The organism is Alcaligenes endophyticus (assembly GCF_026344035.1).
GTDB lineage: Bacteria > Pseudomonadota > Gammaproteobacteria > Burkholderiales > Burkholderiaceae_B > Alcaligenes > Alcaligenes endophyticus.
Map to the genome: position 1 here is coordinate 354,455 of NZ_JAPKND010000002.1, position 18,675 is coordinate 373,129.

Below are 18,675 nucleotides of genomic sequence, written 5' to 3' on the forward strand. Positions count from 1 at the left end.
TGTTACGAAGTAGAAGAAGATAGAGCACTAAAAGCATAACCATAGTCTACATTTTTCTTTGGATCCATACGCGTGGGCGCTATCCGTTTATAGGCTCTATCTTTATAGTCACTAGGATTGTGTTTACAGTATGTCTGAGTCGTTTCTGAACCAACCAGCCAGTGACCAGCGCACGGCATGGCAAGGTAACACAGCATGAGGAACACTGTCGCTGCGAAACAGTACTAAGCGGCCCATTTCGGGTATCACGTTAGCAATGATTTCGTCGCTTGACTCTGGATCGTAAATGACCAGCTCTCCTCCGAGGTCAGCCTGCCAAGCAGGGTTTAAATACAAAACCATAGAGATTTTACGAAAGCCGGTATGCTGATGCTGATCAATATGTTTGGCGTACCCAGCCCCCGGGGCATAGCGGGCGAAGTGACATTCAAAGCGTCGCAAGCCTAGAAAAAAAGCTTGATTTAATGCTTCTTGAATATCTTGGGCCCAAGCAAGAAATTGCTGGCTGGTAGGATCGCAGTCGTTAGGCTGGAGCCAGCAGATTGAGTCTCCGCGTATTTTTTTATTTAGATGCTGTTTTTTTTCGCGCCCTATTGCTGCCGCGTGAAAACATTGATTTTGCCAACGTTGTTGTGCTTGTTGCAGTAGAGCTAAAGATAGCGAAGACGGAAGTAAATTGTCCGCAATACTCCAGCCTTGTTGGGCGAGCTCATCTAAGGATTTATCGAGGAAATTCATGATAAATCAAATAGCAAAAAACGAGTGAAGTGTTCAGGTACGTCATCATGGTGGGTTAAAGCCAATAAAGGATGAGCAGGCAGCGTTAGCGTCCTAGTCAGTTGAGAAATAAGCATGTAGAGGCGGCTTATGCCGCGCGATCGCAGTCCGGAAGCTGGGGGATGGGGCGTACCTGACGATGCTCTAATACTGCCAAACCGTGAGCATGGCGTAGACGTTGGCAGTCAGGGTTAGGGCTGCCGTCGGGATACCACACCGGAAAATCGCGACAAGGGCTAGGCCGTTGTGAGTAAATAGAGCACTGTATGCCGTCTTGACCCACGTTTCCGCGTAGGGCAATGCAACGGCCTCCTTGCTCGGTGCCTTGCATACAAGCACGCAAAGGGGCTACTTGAGTAACCAGTTCTGCAGGCACGGTGCCGCCTGTGGGGCCTGCTATTTCCCCGCTGTAAAACGATACGCGAAAGTGGGCACAGCATGCGCCACATGATAAGCAAGGGTTGTCATCAAAAACTTCGTCATTAGGGGGGGCGTTTAATAAGGTCGGCGCCTCCGTTACCTGCAGGGCCTCAAGGGAGACCGCATTCTGAAGCTCAGAATAGGACATAAATGCACTCAGAGAGAGAGAAAGGCATATGGGTAGCGCAAGCGCGTGTACCATATGCCTAAAGTTGATATTTTATTTTTTTGCTAGGTCGTCGCGCTAGGTAAATATGCGCCTCACGCAAAAAAACCACGAACTCTGTCTAGGCAGAAACATCTGTCTACTATCTTAAGCGATTAGTGCTAGCTATCAAAATAAAGAACATCATGTATAAAAACAATGCTTACGTGTCAATGAGCGTAATAATGAAAATACGGGGTACTTAGCAAAAGATGCTTGACGACTATTTGGTTTTTCAGCTATAGTTTCACTTCTTTACTAGGCGGTTAGCTCAGTTGGTTAGAGCGCTACGTTGACATCGTAGAGGTCGCTGGTTCGAATCCAGTACTGCCTACCAGAATACTTCCACATGGCATCAAGCCGTGCCAAGATAAGCCGCATACCGCAAAAGTTTGCGGCTTTTTTGTTGCTCATTGTGCCAAGCCAGCCAAATTTTCTGCAATTGTTGCATTGCTAACCCCATCCTGGCACGCCTTACCTGGCATGAATAAAATTAACTTCTCAAAGAAGAAAAGGGAACTAAGATAGGGGACGACCATAAAAAGGATTTTGCAATGAAAACTAACTTTTCGATCGCAGCAGCAAGTTTAGTGGCTGTTTTTGCTTTGGGCTCAGTTGCTCATGCACAGTACTCAGGTCCTTCTCATACCACAGCAGCAAGCGTAGAAGAAATACTGAAAAATCCCGTTGATGACCAAGAGGTACAGTTGAAAGGGCACCTGCTTCGTAAGCTAAGTGCTAAAACCTATGTTTTTTCGGATGGTACGGCTGAAATTGTGGCGGAAATAAAACCCAAGCGCTTTGAGGGTGTGGGCGAAATCAACGATAAAACTAAGGTTGAAATCATCGGTGAGGTAGACACGAGTCTTTACCGTGCTCCCGAGATTGAAGTGGATTCTATACGGATTATTCAATAAATTGTGTCGCTCGAGGTAGGCGCGTATCCCCCTTCGTTCGAAGGGGGGTGTGATATTTACACGACAACACCTGGCAGAATAACAAAAATATTGATGGTTTTGATGTGATAAAGCTTCCTAAATTTCCAAATAGCAGCCTATAGTTCTTGTAGGGAGATTTTTCCCTTGAACAATTAGGACTTTTATTTTGAAAACAGAAAACGGTATTGTTAAGTGGTTTAACAATGAAAAAGGCTTCGGTTTTATTTCTCCGGAGAATGGCGGCAAAGATCTCTTTGCTCATCACAGTGAAATTCAAGGAACAGGCTTTAAATCCCTTGAAGAAAATCAACGCGTATCCTTTGTCGTAGCAGAAGGTCAAAAAGGCCCCGCAGCGACTCAAATCCAAAAGATTTCTTGATCCTACTGTTCACCTTCATGGGTGAGCATTAAGTTGATCTCTTAAAGCCGGGCCCTTCGAAGTAAAGGCTCGGCTTTTTTGTTTTTTGATACCTCGCCCGTGCGTTCAGGCTGCTTGGAACGTATGAATCCCTAGCTTCTTTCGTGTGTGGACTATCATTGATACTGATAGGCAAGAGTAGGGGAGTTAGTGAGATAGACTTGTTGTGTGTTTGGCTTCTGAATGACTATGTGGTCTTGGAGGCTTTAAAAGTCCCCATCTAAAAAAAAGCGATTCATGCAAACGGGTGAGGCAATGTTTGGGCAGTGCACCATCGTGCGTGATGAGCTTAGCGCTAAATTGCCCGCCGGCGAATGAGCAAGAAAAACAAAAAGCAAGCCAGCGCGAGTAACGCGAAGAAGGCAAAGCCAATGCCGAAATTCTCTGTCCCAGCGTCGCTAAGCATTGTTATTGCATCTAGCATAACGTAGAGGCTGAATGCGAGGGTGGGAATAAAAAGCAGGGTAGCAAGGTTCCTAACCGTCTTACGCGATTTGATGGATAGCAGGATACCCAGAATAATAGTTGCTACAATCAGAACGGGAATTCCTACAACAAGCGTGAGTAGCCCATCGGCGGCTAAGGCGGGAAGAGGTGCGAGCAAAGCTAGTGCGAGTGCTGCCTGCTTGAGTAAGTTCATAATTCCTACCGTCTTTTGGTCGACAGACTCAGACTAGCTGTCATTCGAATAAAAAGAATAGTAGCCGTGCTGATGAGAGTGAGCAAGCGCCATAAAGCGCTGATACGAGCCCTTGCAGGCAGAGGCGCCACGGTTTATTTTCGCCACTTTCGCCATTGTGTGAGTGTTTATCTTATATCGCTGATAAATCTAATCTATCTCTTGTGATGACGAACGCTTCGGCCACCAGTAATCATATGGATGAGATCGCTACAGATGATAAAGCCAAGGAATTGCTCTGGTTGTCAATCAATGGTGCTTTGAACATATGGGGCCAAGAGGAAGGGAAGAGCTTAGAAAAAGCGATAGTTATGCTTGATCACTTGCGGTAGGGTGCCTTAGCGGCCTTGTAGCTCCTCTAAAAAATGATGGCTACGTTTTGGCAACTGGTCAGATAGCGAGGTGTGGCTATTTGGCATTAGCTGGTAAGCGCGTTCACTTAATATTTGACGGCAGGTCAGGCCATCTGCTCGGCAAAGATGAGTTATTGTGTAACAACGCTATCCCTACGCGTCGATAAGGAGCATAGTGTGAGTAAGGAAATTTTTCTTTTGAACAATTAGGACTTATTTTGAAAACAGAAATCGGTATTGTGAAGTGGTTTAATAACGAAAAAGGCTTCGGTTTTATTGCACCGGAGAACGGCGGCAAAGACCTCTTCGCTCACCACAGTGAAATCCAAGGGACAGGCTTCAAGTCTCTTGATGAAAATCAACGTGTATCTTATGTTGCCGTAGAGGGTCAAAAAGGCCCGTCAGCTACACAGATTCAGGTGATCTAATTCTCCTGCTTACCCACGTAGGTAAGCGTTGATTATGATCCCTTAAAGCCGAATCCTTTGAGACATTGGGTTCGGCTTTTTGCTTTTTAAGCAAGCACGCTAAGGTCAGTTGTTAGCGAGTTCGGCAGGTAAGAATATTCAAGAGATAATTATAATTAGAGTATTGACTTGACAGTTCATATTCTTTTGTTTATAGTTCTGTATATACAAACAGCAAGCAAGCTGTTTCGAAAAGTTTTTAAGATTTTGCCTACCATTAGCAAAGTCTATAGCAGATCAGTCGCGGGATGGAGCAGCATGGTAGCTCGTCGGGCTCATAACCCGAAGGTCGTAGGTTCAAATCCTGCTCCCGCAACCAAACAAATAAACCCCCCAATCAATGTACGTTGATTGGGGGTTTTTGTTTATAACTTACTCGCTAAGATGTTCAATCGTGATGCTTATTCAACTTTGATGCCTTCTTCACGTATTAGCTTAGCCCAGCGAGAGGCCTCCGTCTGAACTCGTTGTTTAAAATCTGGGCCGCTGCTATTGACCAGGTTAAAGCCATCTGCTTGCATTTTGGCTTTCAAATCGGGGTCTGCTAGCGTTTTTTCTAAGGCAACAGATATGTGCTCCATAATGGGTTCCGGTAACCCTGCTGGTGCCACCATTCCTACCCAGGACTCTGCTGTGTAACCAGGAACCGTGGCAGAAATAGTTGGTACGCCTGGCAGTTGCGCGATTTCTGTATTGGTTCCAATGGCAACGATATTTGCCATACCCGATTCCTCATAAGATATAACGGTAGGCAAACTTCCAATGACCATATCTACCTCGCCTCCAAGTAGGGCTGTAAGCATAGGGCCGCCACCCCGATAGGGTACATGCATCATATTGATGCCAGCCTGCTTAGTGAAAGCAACTGGGTTTAAGTGGTTGGAGCCCCCCACACCTGATGAGCCATAGGTTAACCCGTCAGGTTTGTTTTTGGCTGCCTCAAGCAAGGCGGCTGTGGAGGTTAAGCCGGATTGCTTAGAGGTAACCAGTGCTTGGGGCATGGTGCCGATGAGACTAATGTAGTCAAAGGAATCGAAGGTGTCGTACTTCAAATCATACAAACTACTGTTAACGGCATGAGAATCGAATACTAGCAATAGGGTGTAGCCGTCTGGTGCTGACCTGGCCACCATTTGTGTACCAATGGTACCCGACGCACCACCACGATTTTCGACTATAACGGTTTGTCCGATGTTCTCAGCTAGTTTTTGGGAAATAACGCGGGCGACATAGTCTACTGAGCCCCCTGGGGGGAAGGGCACAATTAAGCGGATACTGCGATCGGGATATGAGTCTGCTACGGCATTGAATGAGATAGCTGCGAATAAACAAGCCAATCCACCTTTAATGATGTTTTTATATGGCATAGTTGTGTCTCCTGTGACGAAAAAAGTTCTTATTAGACGTGCCTTCTACTAGCTGCTAGGTAAAGGTGGGCAGGGGGGAGGCCTTAAGCGTGCACGTCCACCATCAGCCGCCCGCGTATTTTTCCTGCTAGTAATTGTTCAGCCAACGGTATGACTTGTGTTAAGCCTATAGTTCTAACTGTGCTGATTCGGTGCCTTTCGGGAAACTCATGAGATAGACGCTCCCAGGCTTGTTTTCTTATGGCTAAGGGTGCATAGACGCTGTCTATGCCAGCTAAGGTAACGCCGCGCAAAATAAAAGGGGCAACGGTAGATGGCAAGTCCATGCCTTGGGCTAAGCCGCATGCAGCTACAATCCCACCGTAACGTGTGCTGGCGAGCACATTGGCAAGTGTGTGGCTGCCCACACAGTCAATCGCTGCAGCCCAGTTTTCTTTTTGCAGAGGCTTGTTGGGAGAGCTTAATGCGGACCTGTCCATGACTGCTTGGGCACCTAAAGAAAGTAAATGTTCAGTCTCGTGTACTCGGCCCGTTGAAGCAGTGACTAAATATCCAAGTTGCGAAAGCAGGGCAATAGCGATGCTACCCACTCCTCCGTTGGCACCCGTAACGAGGATAGGTCCTGACTCTGGCTTGATACCGTGTCTTTCGAGTGCTATGACGCATAGCATGGCGGTGTATCCGGCCGTACCTATGGACATGGCTTGTTCAGTCGTCATTTTTTTTGGAAGGGGGATAAGCCAATCTGCTTTTGTGCTGGCGTACTGAGCTAGCCCCCCCCACCGCAGTTCGCCCGTGCCCCAACCGTTAAGAATGACTTGATCACCAGGTTGAAAGCGGTCGTCGGCGCTTTGTTCTACAGTACCGGCAAAATCAATGCCTGGAATCATAGGAAACTGGCGTACAACAGGTGATTTTCCAGTAATGGCCAAGGCATCTTTATAGTTAAGGGTTGAATGCTGCACTCTTACCAAAACCTCACCAGGAGGAAGCTCTGACAAGGGGACGTGTATGATTTCAGCCATTGTCTCGCCTGACTCTAGACGGCTTAGATGAACTGCTTTAAAACTAGCTGCTGTTAGTGATGTGTTCTGAGGGGCATCATTATGTTGTTGGGCTATCTTAATAGGAGGGTATTGACTTTGGTATCGTTGTGCCAGCGTTGCGCCTAAACGTTCTAACATCATTTCATTAGTGCCGTCGGCTAAGCAGAGAGCTTTGGCAGCGAGTAGCTTATTGCTCAGCCCTTGGCTTTCTTGTAATCCCGCCGCTCCCATGGCTTGGATGCATTGGGCAATGGCGTTAAGAGTTTCCTGGCCTGCATACAGTTTTGCTGCAGCAGCGGAGTCCATGGCCAGTGGCGACTCCTCCTCAATGAGGGCAGTCGCCCGATCAGTCAGTAACTGCAGTACGTCATGCTTCAGACCGGCATCTACTAAACTCCAACGCAAGCCCTGAAAATTGATAATCGGCTGACCGAACGCCAGCCGTGTTGAGCAATAGGTATTAGCTTGCTCAAGCGCGCTGCGTAATAAGCCCGAGGCCATGGCTGCAATATGAACACGAGCCTTGTTGACACTTGCTAAAGCCATGCGAAATCCTTCGCCGGGTGGATATAAAACAGCTGCTTCGTGCACAAAGTGTTCATCCAAGCTAAAGCCCCCTATGCCGGCTAGGGTCAGACCATTTAAAGGCCCACAGGGCAGCCGTCTGCAAGTGGCATGCTGGAGTTCAACAATAAACCCTGCAATTCCAGCACTACCTGATCCCTCATCGGTTTGCGCAAATACAATCGCTAGGTCTGCTCCTACCGCATTACATATCCATTGTTTACTGCCATTCAGTAGCCAACCGCCCTTAGTTTTTCGCGCTTTGAGCGTAATCGCGGAAAAATCACTACCGGCGTTAGGCTCAGACATCGCGGTGCAAGCAATCAAATCACCGTTAAGTAAAGCAGGTATGTAGTGTTCTTTTGCCCATGCAGAGCCGTCTTGGGCAATCCTTAAAATGGCGTTATGGTGGTTGATGAACGCAAATGAGAAAGCGAAGTCTGTGTGAGCGAGGTACTCCGCCACTTTGACACGTGCGTGAAATGTTAAGCCGAGTCCGCCTAGCTCTTTGGGTACTTCAATGCCTGCCAAGCCCTGTTTGCAAGCCAGTCGAATACTTTCACCAGCCCAGCGTTGCGCCTCAAGGGGGGCGCCGGCAATCTTTTTGACTTCAGTTTGAGTAAAGTTATGTAGTGTATCTAGCAATGTTTCGAGGTTGTTTGGTGTTTCGTTCGTGCTGATAGTAGTCTGACTCATTTTTCTGCTCTCTTTAAGATGCCTATTGCTTTTTCTTGTGCCAATGCATTTATTCGTTCCACCGAGTATCCCGCTAGCTGCTGGAGCACGGCTTCTGTGTCTGCGGCGATTTTGGGTGGGTATTCCAAATTGGGTTGTCCGTCAAACTTAAAAGGATTGCCCAACATCGACACTTTTTCTTGGCTGTCTGGATGAGTTACGAATTCGAGCATTTTTCGCTCTTTGATGAGCGGATGTACCAATGTCTGATTGACATGCAGTACCGGAGCAGCCGGCACTCGTGCCAGTTTGAATAAAGCCAGCCATTCGTGCGAGGTTTTTTGCTCAATACATTCGGTTAGAATGGTGCTGAGCTGTTTGACATTCTCTATACGTACGGAAGGTGTATTAAAGCGGGGGTCGTGTGCTAGCTCAGGCTTTCCTAGCTGTTGACACAGTGCTTGCCAGAAAGCCTCCCCTGTGGGGGATAATGCAATCCATACGCCATCGGCGGCTCGATAAATATCACTTGGTGCAATCATGGCATGGCGTGATCCCTTCGCTTCAGGTATAGGGCCACCGCATAACCATCCTTGAGCCTGCCAAGTCAGCATGGCAACTTGAGTGTCAAATAAAGAAACTTGTACATATTGTCCAGTATGGTTGCTTTCTGCCTTACATAGTGCTCCTACCGTTGCCAAAGCAAGATACAAACCACCTACTAGGTCAGCTGCTTGATAGCCGACTCGCACGGGGCGCCCATTTTCTTCTCCAGTAATACTCATTACGCCACTGAGAGCTTGAATCATTAGATCAAAGGCTGGGGCATCTGCGTATTCGCCTTTATCGTGCAAACCTACTAACTGGGCTACCACAATGCTCGGTTTGATCGTTTTAAGTGTCTCAAAGTCAACTCCTAAACGCACGGGCACGGAGGGCGCAAAACCATAAATAACGGCATCAGCTTGTTTGACTAAATCGTAGAAGGTCTTTTTCCCTGCCTCCGTTTTTAGGTCAATAGCAATGCTACGTTTGCCCCGGTTGACGGATAAAAAGAAGGGCGATTCGTGCTCATTAAGTATGGGCGGAATGCGGCGCGAAAGATCGCCTTCCAAAGTTTCTACTTTGATGACGTCAGCCCCTAATTGGGCCAGTAACTGCCCAGCGAAAGGACCGCCTAATACCCAGCTAAGATCCAAGATGGTTTTACCTGAAAGCATAAAAATCATTTCCTTAATATAGCCAGCCCAGTTGTTAGAAAATATTTTTAGGGGCTCGCTTGTTATGATATTTATTAAATCACTTGTGTAATACGTGCTCAAACGATATAAATTGGCATTCAACATGAAAAAAACTAACATTCTATGCATAAGCTACCACCTTTGAATTCCATCCGCGCGTTTGAGGCTGCTGGACGATTACGTAGTTTTTCCAAAGCGGCCGACGAACTGTTTGTGACGCATAGCGCGGTCAGTCATCAAATAAAAGCCCTAGAGAGCTGGCTCGGTATCATCTTGTTTCATCGACGGGGGAAAACGATAGAGTTAACAGATCAGGGGCGTTTATATTTGGATACCGTCAGTCCTGCTCTAGCGGCCATTGCCATGGCATCACGCACAGTAAGTACACACGAGGTCATTAAGGTCAATGCACTTCCCACCTTTACCATGCGTTGGCTATTCCCTCGTCTGGCTAGGTTTCGTGAACTGTTTCCTAATATCGATGTGCAGATATCGACAGGTTTAGAGCCGGTGAGTCGTTTGCCAGCTAATATTGATGTGGTGATTCGTAGGGAACCCCAAGAAACGGTGGGTTTTCACAAGGTTAGAGTGCTTTCGGAAATTGCGTTTCCGGTTTGTGCCCCAAGTTTGCTGGAACGTTATCCGCTGAATGACATCGCGGATTTGTCTCAGCACACATTTTTGCACTGTCCTGCGCGCCCCAGTGCATGGGCGGACTGGTTGGCTATCGCCCATCACAGCCGGGTGGTACCAGCGCAATCGATCGAACTTGAGCACTTATACTTTTGTTTACAGGCGGCCGTGGACGGTCTTGGATGCACTGTCGGTTATTCTCCATTGGTGTGGCCAGACCTGAAATCGGGACGCTTAATTGCTCCGTTTCCTGAGATAGGGATGCACACGCCAGGGTATTTTTTGATCACTCGTAATGAACGCCAGCATGATCCGGTGGTGAAGGCTTTTTGTGATTGGTTAATCGACGAGGGAAATTCGTTTGATCAAAAGATCATCAAAAAACTAAGTGCATAGGTGTGATAAGGCTCATGCTTTGAGCGCCGTCTGGTAGTACCTTAGAGTCTCAGCTTGGCTGTGTGAGAAGCCGGTTAGGTGAGGTAGATAATCCAGCCAACGGCTAAAATAAGGCAAAGCAGTGCTACTGGTAGGCCGGCACGCGTGAATTCCATGAAGCTAATCGCAACGCCATGGACTCGACCTTGTTCGGCCACGATAATGCCGGCGAGACTGCCAAAAATGACCATGTTTGAGGAAAAGCCGGTGCCCAGTGCAATGGCAGCGCCTAGCGCTTCTGGATTAACACTGCCGTCTAAAAATGGTGCTACGAGCATGACAGCTGGGTTATTACCCACCACATTGCTTAATATCGACATTACGGCAAGCATGGATAGTGGTTCATTGAGATGCAGGCCAAAACCGCTCAGGGCGGTTAAGAGGTGCTGTGGAAGGTGTGTTGCCGCAACAGCCTGATTAACGATGAACAGCCCAATCAGCAGTAAAAGCAGGTTGCCATCAACGCGGCTAAGCATGTCTTTAGATGAAATACTACGATTGATGAGCAGCACTGCTGCACCGGCTAGGGCAATTAGCATGTGGGGCCATTGGCTAAATACAAAAGCGCCCACCATAATGAGTGTCACCACCGTTGCCTTGATGGTTTCTGTACGGTCAAAGGGGATGATTTCTGTGCTGGGCGCCGCTGTGTTGCTAGGGGACTGAGTATGCTCCCATTTACCTCGGTAGAGTAGGGCAATGGTCAACCAAATTAGGGGTAGGCCAAGTAAGGCTGGCAGGGCCGATACTTTCATGAAACCCGTAAAGGAGATGTTGAGCGCTTGGGCGGCAATCATGTTTTGTGGACTGCCGATAATGGTTGCCGCTGAACCCACGTTAGCCGCAAAGCAAAAGCCTAGTAGAAAGGGAATGGGGTTCAGGCCGCGTTTGAGCGTAATGGAAACCAGAACAGGCGTCATCGCTACGACAACGACGTCGTTAGTCAAGACTGCTGACAGGCCACCGGCCACCCCAATCAGAATGGCTAATAGCCGTGGCGGGGAGACCTGTAGTCCTCCTACCCACTCAGCGGCCCGATCGTAGAATCCAGACACGACAAAAGCCGACGATACGACCATCAGTCCAAATAGCAGCCCTATGGTGTTGTAGTCAATGGCATTCCAAGCGGCTTGCGGTGACAGGTAGCCCAGAGCGAGCAGAACCATTGCGCCTACTACAGCGGCGCCCGTGCGGTCTAGTTTGAAGCCAGGTAGATGGCCAACCCCCATGGCGAGGTAGACCAGTAGAAAAATCACAAGCGTGAAATTCATCAAAACTCCTTTAGTGTGTTTCCTTGCTTTGGGACTAGCGCTGAGCGCAGCCTTTATATCGGCTCTTGATAGGGAGCTCACCGGATCAGTTGAGTGATAAAGTATGCCAAGGTTATTTAATACTTTTGCTTGGCCATTTTAGCGTTATTGCTTATAAAACGTTGACACTGTGAGTGACGTGAAAAAATCAACACATCAAGGAGAAGGTCATGATCAAACGAGTGGGTATAGTTATCGCTACGTTAGTGCTATCCGCTTGCGCTACCGGTGGCGACGGCGTGAATAAAACTCAAGTATGTGCGCCGATCGACGAGCATCAGGTGGCGGCATTATTTGAGCGTTGGAATCAGGCCTTACAAACCGGAAATCCACAAACGGTAGCCGATAATTATGCTGAGCATTCTATTTTATTGCCTACCTTATCGGACGTAAATCGTGTGAGCAAAGCGGACAAGGAAGATTACTTTGTCCATTTTTTAGCGTCTCAGCCAGTAGGGCGAGTCACGAGTCGTTTAATTGATATAGGCTGTAATACCGCTACCGACTCAGGTATGTATGTGTTTACGATGGGTGCAACGGGTCAAGAGGTTCAGGCCCGTTATACATTTGCGTATAAGTGGATAGATGGCCAGTGGTTAATAACGAATCATCATTCGTCGTTGTTACCAGTCGTGCAGTGAACGGAACTTTAGAGCCGCAACAGGTGCGACTCTAAAGACATGACGGTTGTATTAACGAAACTCGAAGAGTTCGTAGTGTATATGCGAGGTGGGTATGCCCAGTTCTTGCATCAACTCTTTGACGTGAGCCAACAGGCCTTTAGGGCCACAAAAGTAAATATGAATGTCTTGGGGAGGAACTTGCTGCGCTGCTTTGGCTAAGGTGTCTTTCAGAGCTTGGCTTCCGCTGGGGTTAGCAATCAGTGGTATGTTCGCCTGATCAGCGAATTCTTGAATTTTATCTAGCGTAGGAAACGCTCGCTGGGGGTCGAAGCAATAGATCAGTTGTACGCGCTCGAAGTGAGCCTTTTGCTGATCTTTTAACCAGGATATAAAGGGGGTGATACCTACTCCTGCTCCTATCCATATTTCACGCTGAGCAGTCAGGTGGCGCTTAAATCGCCCATGAGGCGCGCGCACGTCGACCAGCATACCTACCTTAACTTGTTTATGGAGTCTTTTTGTATAGTCCCCCAACGCGCGTATGACAAAGTGTAGATGGCCATTAGCGGTGGGGGCATTGGCGATAGAAAAAGGGTGCGGCTCACGTAAGCCTTTTTCCTTAAAAGAAAGAAAGGCAAATTGTCCGACGTCAAATGGGAAAGCGCGCTTAATGGGCTCAAGCTCTAGGTGGACAGTACCTTTACTGTGTTCGACCGCAGCCACACGGTAGCTACCTCCGGGAGCAATAAAGGGGTAAAGTAAGAGTTGATACGCTGCGGCCAATACCCCCAGGCTGCAAATAACCGCCAGCCAAAGTCCCGCTGGGCTAAGCAAGGTAATAGGGGATGCAAAACTGAGCCAATGTAAAATAACAATAACAAAAAGAGGGCCTGATAACTTATGCCACCAACGCCACACGCTGTAGCGTATGTTCCTATTAAGTGAAAGTATAATTATTAGCACTAAGGCGACGATGCTTAATTGGCGCATCATGCGAGTCCAGTACTTGCTCAGCTCAATAATAGGTAGCACATCCCATGTATTGAGTTTCGCCTTAAAAATAAAATGATACACAGCAAATACTAATGCCCATATCCCTAGCCATTTATGCGTCTCATAGACTCGATCTAAACCACCTAGACACGCTTCAACTACTGACCAGCGGCTTGCCAAAATACAGGCGAACGCCATGCAAGCAAGGGAAGCCGCTCCGGCTATTAAGCTTAGTGCCGCAGAGCTTGCCCACGTATCAATAGGAATTTGCAGCAGGACGGTAACGGCACTGATGAGGGTGATACTGCTTACTGTATGCCAGGATTTCAAGATCATGGTATTTAAGGGGGGCATGAGTTGAGGAATGTCTTCCATATCATTTAATCATAAATAATATACAGTGGATTTTTTTGTTTTGTTAAAACTATTCATTTTGATTAGTATCAACTCTGCTTTTTTATATTGTTGAAAATATTATGTGGGATGCTAGTAAAAAAAACGCGATGCCAACAAACATTATGCTGAGCATCGCGTATAAAAAAGTGTGGTGCGCTAGCTGATTTAACCTGCCGGGGGGAGATTAAGGCGTTTCGGTTGGGTGAACGTACAGGGTTATAAAATGTTGAGCACTTCGTCCTCTAGCCAACGGCTAACAGAGAGTAAGCGCAAGTCTTGTGCAAATCGTCCTATTAATTGTGCTCCTAAGGGCAGCCCCTTGTTGCCTAGTTCAACGGGGAAGGAGACGCTGGGCACGTGTAGCATGGACCACAGTGCTCCGAAACGAGGGTCTCCGGCTTCCTGTAGCCCTTCGGGGGCTTCGTCAGCGGCAGCTGGATAGAGTATGGCGTCAGTATGGGCCAGTAGCTCAGCTAAGACCGCTTTACCTTGCTCTACTCGCTGGCGGATGTCTAGGTATTCGTTCAAACTGATCGTAGTGGCTTGTTGCAGGCGAGCTTGTAAGCGGGGGCTCAGTTGTTCGCGGTGATGGTGCCACTCTGGTGCTAGGTTTTGTAAGGCTTCAAACATAAACAAACGCGGTTGTAGTAAAACGAGTTCGTCCAGCAGAGCAGGCAAATGTATATGGCTGACCTTACCGCCACACCGTTCTATTTTCTGCGCCAGGCGTTCTATGGCCGCTTGCCCTTGCTCAGAGACGTAATCCCATTGGTGTGAGTAGCACACGGCAATATGGGGGGCGTCTGTCGCTTGCTCCACCATCTTCGCCCCGAGCAAACCGGTTGAAAAAAAGGCGGCGTCGCGTACATCTCGGGTGATGAGTCCGAGAGTGTCTTGCGAATGGCTAAGTGTTTTCATGCCCGCGCTACCCAGCATCCCAAAGCTAGGTTTGTAGCCCACCACGCCGCAGTAGACAGCTGGACGTACAATGGAGCCGGTTGTTTGAGTACCAAACGCGACAGGTACCATTCCCGCCGAGACTGCGGCGGCCGAACCGCTGGAAGAGCCGCCAGGTGTATGATTTAAGCGTAAAGGGTTACGAGCTTGGCTGGGGGTTTGAGTGGCAAACTCGCCAGTAGCCAATTTACCCATCAGTACTGCGCCGCTATCTAACGCGCGCTGCACGCAGGCTGCGTTAACGCTTGGACGATGGCCGGCATAGATGGGTGAGCCATAGGTAGTGTCATAAGCGGCCGTTTCAATCACGTCTTTTACTGCGAAGGGTATGCCTCGTAAGGCTTGTCCTGCATAGGCCCCAGCATCGATTTTTGCTGCGTAGTCCAAAGCGTGTTGCGCATCGTAAGCAACAAAAGCATGCACATCTGGGTTTAGGCGAGCAATGGTTTCCAAGCACTGCTCAACTAGCCCCTTAGCGGTGCGGCGGCCAGCGGCGATGTCTTTGGCCGCTGTCCAGGCTCCCAGATGGGTGTCAAGTCCAAACCTATTCATTCCACTACAATCCCTGCTTCTTCAATTACTTGTGCCCATTTGTCGTGTTCGTGCTGAACGAATTCGGCATAAGCTTCTGGCGTTGAAGGATCGGGCTCGGCGCCTTGTTGTAGCAATAAGACTTTGATGTCAGCATCACCTAGAATGGCCTGCATTTCTGTATTTAATTTTTCGATGATAGCCGCGTCAGTGCCCGTTGGGGCAAAAAGGCCAAACCAGCCATAGACATCATATTCAGGCAGCCCTGATTCGGCCATTGTTGGTACGGCAGGCAGCAAGGCAGAGCGCTCCTTGGTGGTAACCGCTAGGGCGCGCAGTTTACCTGCTTCGATATGAGGCAAGCATAGTGGGATATTGCAAAACATGGCTTGAACGCGCCCGGGCAGTAAATCGGATAGCGCCTCGGAACCCCCTTTATAAGGAATATGCAGCATTTGGCCTTGCACCATGGTTTTAAACAGCTCGCCCGACAGGTGCATGCTGCCGCCATTGCCGGTGGACCCATAAGTAATTTCCTGCTTGCGTACTAAGTCAATGAACTCAGGCAGGTCTTGGGCTTCTACGTCAGGAGCCACTACCAAGACGTTAGCCGTTTTGGCCAGATTTGAAATGGGTATAAAGTCTTTGATGGGGTCGAAACGTAGGTTTTTAAATAAACTAGGGTTGATGGCGTTAGTGCTGGCTGCGCCGACTAACAAGGTATAACCGTCAGGTTTGGACATGGCCACCTCAGCCGCACCAATATTGCCGCCAGCCCCCGGTTTATTCACTACGACAAAATTTCCTCCAGTACGATCGCCTAGACCTTTAGCCGCTAATCTAGCGAGCACATCGGTAATACTGCCCGGACTAAAGGGCACCACCATGGTGACGGGTCGGTTCGGGTAATCGCTTGCTTGGGCTGCGGCTATAGTGCTTAGCCCCAGTAAACCTGCTAGCACCACATGCTTGGCTACTCGCATTGTCTTGTCTTTCATCATTTTCTCCTGTCTCGCCTACCTACCCTTTCTGGTGTCGGGCTGCTACGTTGTTATTAAGGAAGAATAAGCAAGACAGATAATGTCGTCCAATACTATTATTTGGCATTATTAATATTTATAAAGATATTTAATGCGTATGGACAACCCTTCTATTTTTCAAGCTAAGTCTTTACACACTTTCTTAGTGCTCGCTGAAGAGCTACATTTTGGTAGAGCGGCTAAACGTCTGCATATTAGTCAGCCCCCTTTAAGTCAACAGATACAACGTTTAGAGGCGGCCGTGGGTACGGCCTTATTCGTACGCGACACACGTAATGTGCAGCTTAGTCCTGCGGGTAGAGTGTTGCAAAATTGGTTACTACAGCAACAATTGGAAGAAGAGAATTTGTTGCGTCGCCTGCGACAAGCTGATGGCTTAGCGCATGTGCGATTGGGGTTTAGTAGTTCAGTAGCGTATAAACTTTTGCCACGCTTGATTGGCCAGTTGCCTTCTGCGCTGCGGCTCAGTCTGGAAGAAAGCCATTCGCGCTTGTTAATTGAGCATGTGAGGCAGGAGAAAGTGGATGTTGCTTTACTGCGTAAACCCGCCGAAGCCATCGGCAAGGATCTTCGTTTTACTTTAATCGAGCGGGAGGCCCTTTGTGTGGCGTTGCATCCTAGTCATGCACTCGTTTCTTGCGCTCAGATATCGGTAGAACAATTAAACGGGGAGGACTTTATTGATTATCAGCCCGATCAAGCCACGTATTTTCGTGAACGGGTGCATGGTTTATTTACCCATTTCCATGTTTATCCTAATATGATTGATCATAGCACCTTGCCCACGATACTATCTTTGGTGATGGCAAATCGGGGCATAGCGCTAGTGCCCGAGTGTGCGAGAGCCTTATTTTCCGAGCAAGTTATTTTTCGCCCCTTACTACAGCAGCACGAAAAAACCATGGTGGAACTCTACTGTGTGCGCCGACAAAGCAACGCGCAGTTGGCAGTGTTACAGGTAGAACAAATGGCATTAGACGTATGCCAGCGTTAGCAGCATAAGCAATGGTTGAGCAAATAATGAGCATACCGAAAACCCTAAGGCTGTTTCTTTTTTTCTTATTGCTAGGCATGGTGTCAGCCTGCGCATTGCCTACTCTGGAGGGTAGGGTGGCCTCGCAGGCGATTAATAAACAAGAGGCAGCGGACACTAAACTAGGTCGTGTGTTGATACCAGCCTTGGAGGGGCAGCCAGAGTTGTCGGGTGTGTTAGCGCTGGACAATCCGATGGACGCATTTGCCGCACGTATGTTGCTCATTAGTGCAGCAGAGCGCAGTATAGATATTCAATATTACATATGGCGTGATGATATTACCGGCAAGTTGCTATTGCATGCCTTGCATAAGGCGGCCCAACGGGGCGTGCGAGTGCGGCTATTGCTAGACGATAACGGCATTTCTGGTCTCGACCAGAAGTTAGCTGCACTTAATGAGCAGCCGGGGGTGGAGGTGCGCTTATTCAACCCTTTCCCTTTCCGGACATGGAAGCAGTTGGGTTTTATTACCGACTTTAGTCGCTTAAATAAGCGTATGCACAATAAATCTTTGACGGTAGATCGGCTGTTAACCATCGTGGGTGGGCGTAACATCGGGGACGAGTATTTTGGTGCGACGCAGGGTGTTGCTTTTGCTGACTTGGATGTACTGGCAACGGGGCCTATTGTTGATGATATGTCGCATGATTTTGATCGCTACTGGAACAGCGAGTCGGCGTATCCGGTCAGTTTGCTCATTGATAGGCCCACACAAAAGCGCGTGCAAGCCATTGTTGAGGAACAGGCTACTACCGCCACCATAGCTCAAGCCCAAGCCTATGTTCAGGCCGTTGCACAATCTACCTTTATTGAACGGTTGTTTGCAGGGCAACTCAATTTTTTATGGGTGCCTGTGCATATTGTGAGTGACGATCCGGCTAAAGTGCTAGATAAAGCCCATCAAGCTGGCTTATTAACCAGTCGTCTGCAGGCGGTGTTAAATCAACCCGAATTGTCGGTGGATATCGTCTCGCCATATTTTGTCCCCACTGAGCAAGGGGTGGAGATCTTGGCAGCTTTAGTGCGTCAGGGCGTACAAGTACGGGTGTTGACGAACTCTTTACTGGCCACGGACGTGCTGCCGGTCCATGCTGGGTATGCAAAGTATCGGGTGCCGATGTTGAAAAGTGGCGTGTCTTTATACGAATTGCGCTCAGAGCAAAATCGTACTCGGCCTAAGGAAAAAGCAGGGCTTTTCGGTAGCTCAGGAACTAGCTTACATGCCAAAACCTTTGCTATTGATGGCAAACGTGTTTTCGTTGGTTCATTTAACTTTGACCCGCGTTCAGCTCGGTTGAATACAGAGCTAGGTTTTGTGATAGAAAGCCCTGAAATGGCCAGAGCCGTGGCGGAAGCTTTTGATCATGGTTTGCGTGAATACGCCTATCAATTAGGGCTGAATCGTGAACAACAGCTTATTTGGCTTGAGCAGACCCCAGAAGGCATGAACATCTTAAGCAATGAGCCTGGGGCTGGTCTGTGGACACGCTTGTATGTAGGCTTTTTATCTCTGTTACCTATTGAGCCATTGCTATAACGGGGCTGGTAAGGTCGGGTGTAAGCAAAATGGGGT

17 protein-coding genes, 2 tRNA genes and 1 pseudogene are annotated in these 18,675 nt (G+C 48.3%); 9 read left to right on the top strand and 11 right to left on the bottom strand.

Features of this window, described 5'->3' with window-relative positions:
* Positions 1 to 123: 123 nt before the first annotated feature.
* Complete coding sequence (locus OSH01_RS05930) at positions 124 to 738, bottom strand: 2OG-Fe(II) oxygenase (RefSeq protein WP_266123155.1); 615 nt, start codon at positions 736 to 738, stop codon at positions 124 to 126.
* A gap of 127 nt (positions 739 to 865) precedes the next feature.
* Positions 866 to 1,345, bottom strand: coding sequence for a YkgJ family cysteine cluster protein (locus OSH01_RS05935; protein ID WP_266123156.1), 480 nt, complete (start codon positions 1,343 to 1,345; stop codon positions 866 to 868).
* 317 nt (positions 1,346 to 1,662) lie between these two features.
* Between OSH01_RS05935 and OSH01_RS05940 the strand changes: the two genes are divergently transcribed.
* The 3 genes from OSH01_RS05940 (at position 1,663) to OSH01_RS05950 (ending at position 2,719) form a co-directional block, all read left to right on the top strand.
* Positions 1,663 to 1,739: transfer RNA gene (locus OSH01_RS05940), tRNA-Val, on the top strand.
* A gap of 217 nt (positions 1,740 to 1,956) precedes the next feature.
* Positions 1,957 to 2,319 carry a YgiW/YdeI family stress tolerance OB fold protein gene (locus OSH01_RS05945; RefSeq protein WP_266123157.1) on the top strand — a complete coding sequence of 121 codons (363 nt, stop codon included), beginning with the start codon at positions 1,957 to 1,959 and terminating at the stop codon, positions 2,317 to 2,319.
* 187 nt (positions 2,320 to 2,506) lie between these two features.
* The gene (locus tag OSH01_RS05950; protein WP_266123158.1) at positions 2,507 to 2,719 is read left to right on the top strand and encodes a cold-shock protein; all 213 of its coding nucleotides are present in this window, start codon (positions 2,507 to 2,509) and stop codon (positions 2,717 to 2,719) included.
* A 334-nt stretch (positions 2,720 to 3,053) separates the two neighbouring features.
* Here OSH01_RS05950 and OSH01_RS05955 read toward each other — a convergent pair whose 3' ends face one another.
* Positions 3,054 to 3,398 carry a hypothetical protein gene (locus OSH01_RS05955; protein ID WP_266123159.1) on the bottom strand — a complete coding sequence of 115 codons (345 nt, stop codon included), beginning with the start codon at positions 3,396 to 3,398 and terminating at the stop codon, positions 3,054 to 3,056.
* Positions 3,399 to 4,008: 610 nt separating this feature from the next.
* On the opposite strand from OSH01_RS05955, the gene OSH01_RS05960 reads away from it, so the two are divergent.
* Entirely contained in the window at positions 4,009 to 4,218 is a 210-nt protein-coding gene (locus tag OSH01_RS05960; RefSeq protein ID WP_266123160.1) for a cold-shock protein, read from the top strand.
* A 281-nt stretch (positions 4,219 to 4,499) separates the two neighbouring features.
* A tRNA-Met gene (locus OSH01_RS05965) sits at positions 4,500 to 4,576 on the top strand.
* An 82-nt stretch (positions 4,577 to 4,658) separates the two neighbouring features.
* Here OSH01_RS05965 and OSH01_RS05970 read toward each other — a convergent pair.
* From OSH01_RS05970 to OSH01_RS05985, 4 genes and pseudogenes are all read right to left on the bottom strand, one after another.
* Entirely contained in the window at positions 4,659 to 5,624 is a 966-nt protein-coding gene (locus tag OSH01_RS05970; RefSeq protein WP_266123161.1) for a tripartite tricarboxylate transporter substrate binding protein, read from the bottom strand.
* Between the two features lie 83 nt (positions 5,625 to 5,707).
* Positions 5,708 to 6,745: an acrylyl-CoA reductase (NADPH) gene (gene acuI / locus OSH01_RS05975; protein WP_266123265.1), complete on the bottom strand. Its 1,038-nt coding sequence runs from the start codon at positions 6,743 to 6,745 to the stop codon at positions 5,708 to 5,710.
* Positions 6,746 to 6,796: 51 nt separating this feature from the next.
* A pseudogene (locus OSH01_RS05980) lies at positions 6,797 to 7,930 on the bottom strand (acyl-CoA dehydrogenase family protein); the annotation flags it as partial.
* A complete protein-coding gene (locus OSH01_RS05985) occupies positions 7,927 to 9,129 on the bottom strand; it encodes a CaiB/BaiF CoA transferase family protein (RefSeq protein ID WP_266123162.1) in 1,203 nt (400 codons plus the stop codon). The gene OSH01_RS05985 and the pseudogene OSH01_RS05980, both read right to left, overlap by 4 nt.
* A 144-nt stretch (positions 9,130 to 9,273) precedes the next feature.
* Here OSH01_RS05985 and gcvA point away from each other — a divergent pair, with 144 nt between their 5' ends.
* Positions 9,274 to 10,179 carry a transcriptional regulator GcvA gene (gene gcvA, locus OSH01_RS05990; RefSeq protein ID WP_266123163.1) on the top strand — a complete coding sequence of 302 codons (906 nt, stop codon included), beginning with the start codon at positions 9,274 to 9,276 and terminating at the stop codon, positions 10,177 to 10,179.
* A 74-nt stretch (positions 10,180 to 10,253) separates the two neighbouring features.
* Here the strand turns inward: gcvA and OSH01_RS05995 are convergent, their stop codons facing one another.
* On the bottom strand, positions 10,254 to 11,489 hold the full coding sequence (locus OSH01_RS05995; RefSeq protein ID WP_266123164.1) for an ArsB/NhaD family transporter: 1,236 nt from the start codon (positions 11,487 to 11,489) through the stop codon (positions 10,254 to 10,256).
* 209 nt (positions 11,490 to 11,698) lie between these two features.
* Between OSH01_RS05995 and OSH01_RS06000 the strand changes: the two genes are divergently transcribed.
* Positions 11,699 to 12,169 carry an SgcJ/EcaC family oxidoreductase gene (locus tag OSH01_RS06000; protein WP_266123165.1) on the top strand — a complete coding sequence of 157 codons (471 nt, stop codon included), beginning with the start codon at positions 11,699 to 11,701 and terminating at the stop codon, positions 12,167 to 12,169.
* Positions 12,170 to 12,220: 51 nt separating this feature from the next.
* Here OSH01_RS06000 and OSH01_RS06005 read toward each other — a convergent pair whose 3' ends face one another.
* The 3 genes from OSH01_RS06005 to OSH01_RS06015 all read right to left on the bottom strand — a co-directional run bounded on the left by OSH01_RS06005 (position 12,221) and on the right by OSH01_RS06015 (position 16,026).
* Positions 12,221 to 13,519 (bottom strand): ferredoxin reductase family protein, encoded by a 1,299-nt coding sequence (locus OSH01_RS06005; protein WP_266123166.1) that lies wholly within the window; start codon positions 13,517 to 13,519, stop codon positions 12,221 to 12,223.
* A 237-nt stretch (positions 13,520 to 13,756) separates the two neighbouring features.
* Positions 13,757 to 15,049, bottom strand: coding sequence for an amidase (locus OSH01_RS06010; RefSeq protein WP_266123167.1), 1,293 nt, complete (start codon positions 15,047 to 15,049; stop codon positions 13,757 to 13,759).
* Positions 15,046 to 16,026 (bottom strand): Bug family tripartite tricarboxylate transporter substrate binding protein, encoded by a 981-nt coding sequence (locus OSH01_RS06015; protein ID WP_266123168.1) that lies wholly within the window; start codon positions 16,024 to 16,026, stop codon positions 15,046 to 15,048. The genes OSH01_RS06010 and OSH01_RS06015 overlap by 4 nt, the downstream gene beginning before the upstream one ends.
* Before the next feature lie 133 nt (positions 16,027 to 16,159).
* On the opposite strand from OSH01_RS06015, the gene OSH01_RS06020 reads away from it, so the two are divergent.
* Positions 16,160 to 17,062 (top strand): LysR substrate-binding domain-containing protein, encoded by a 903-nt coding sequence (locus OSH01_RS06020; RefSeq protein WP_266123169.1) that lies wholly within the window; start codon positions 16,160 to 16,162, stop codon positions 17,060 to 17,062.
* A gap of 26 nt (positions 17,063 to 17,088) precedes the next feature.
* On the top strand, positions 17,089 to 18,639 hold the full coding sequence (locus OSH01_RS06025; RefSeq protein WP_266123170.1) for a phospholipase D family protein: 1,551 nt from the start codon (positions 17,089 to 17,091) through the stop codon (positions 18,637 to 18,639).
* Positions 18,640 to 18,675 lie beyond the last annotated feature (36 nt).

Excerpts from the sequence above, each read along its gene's own strand:
- OSH01_RS05930 (WP_266123155.1), bottom strand. The coding sequence starts at position 738 with ATGAATTTCCTCGATAAATCCTTAGATGAGCTCGCCCAACAAGGCTGG.
- OSH01_RS06010 (WP_266123167.1), bottom strand. The coding sequence starts at position 15,049 with ATGAATAGGTTTGGACTTGACACCCATCTGGGAGCCTGGACAGCGGCC.
- OSH01_RS05985 (WP_266123162.1), bottom strand. The coding sequence starts at position 9,129 with ATGCTTTCAGGTAAAACCATCTTGGATCTTAGCTGGGTATTAGGCGGT.
- OSH01_RS06025 (WP_266123170.1), top strand. The coding sequence starts at position 17,089 with ATGAGCATACCGAAAACCCTAAGGCTGTTTCTTTTTTTCTTATTGCTA.
- OSH01_RS06005 (WP_266123166.1), bottom strand. The coding sequence starts at position 13,519 with ATGGAAGACATTCCTCAACTCATGCCCCCCTTAAATACCATGATCTTG.
- gcvA (WP_266123163.1), top strand. The coding sequence starts at position 9,274 with ATGCATAAGCTACCACCTTTGAATTCCATCCGCGCGTTTGAGGCTGCT.
- OSH01_RS05955 (WP_266123159.1), bottom strand. The coding sequence starts at position 3,398 with ATGAACTTACTCAAGCAGGCAGCACTCGCACTAGCTTTGCTCGCACCT.
- OSH01_RS06015 (WP_266123168.1), bottom strand. The coding sequence starts at position 16,026 with ATGAAAGACAAGACAATGCGAGTAGCCAAGCATGTGGTGCTAGCAGGT.
- OSH01_RS05935 (WP_266123156.1), bottom strand. The coding sequence starts at position 1,345 with ATGTCCTATTCTGAGCTTCAGAATGCGGTCTCCCTTGAGGCCCTGCAG.
- OSH01_RS06020 (WP_266123169.1), top strand. The coding sequence starts at position 16,160 with ATGCGTATGGACAACCCTTCTATTTTTCAAGCTAAGTCTTTACACACT.
- OSH01_RS05995 (WP_266123164.1), bottom strand. The coding sequence starts at position 11,489 with ATGAATTTCACGCTTGTGATTTTTCTACTGGTCTACCTCGCCATGGGG.
- OSH01_RS05945 (WP_266123157.1), top strand. The coding sequence starts at position 1,957 with ATGAAAACTAACTTTTCGATCGCAGCAGCAAGTTTAGTGGCTGTTTTT.
- OSH01_RS06000 (WP_266123165.1), top strand. The coding sequence starts at position 11,699 with ATGATCAAACGAGTGGGTATAGTTATCGCTACGTTAGTGCTATCCGCT.
- OSH01_RS05970 (WP_266123161.1), bottom strand. The coding sequence starts at position 5,624 with ATGCCATATAAAAACATCATTAAAGGTGGATTGGCTTGTTTATTCGCA.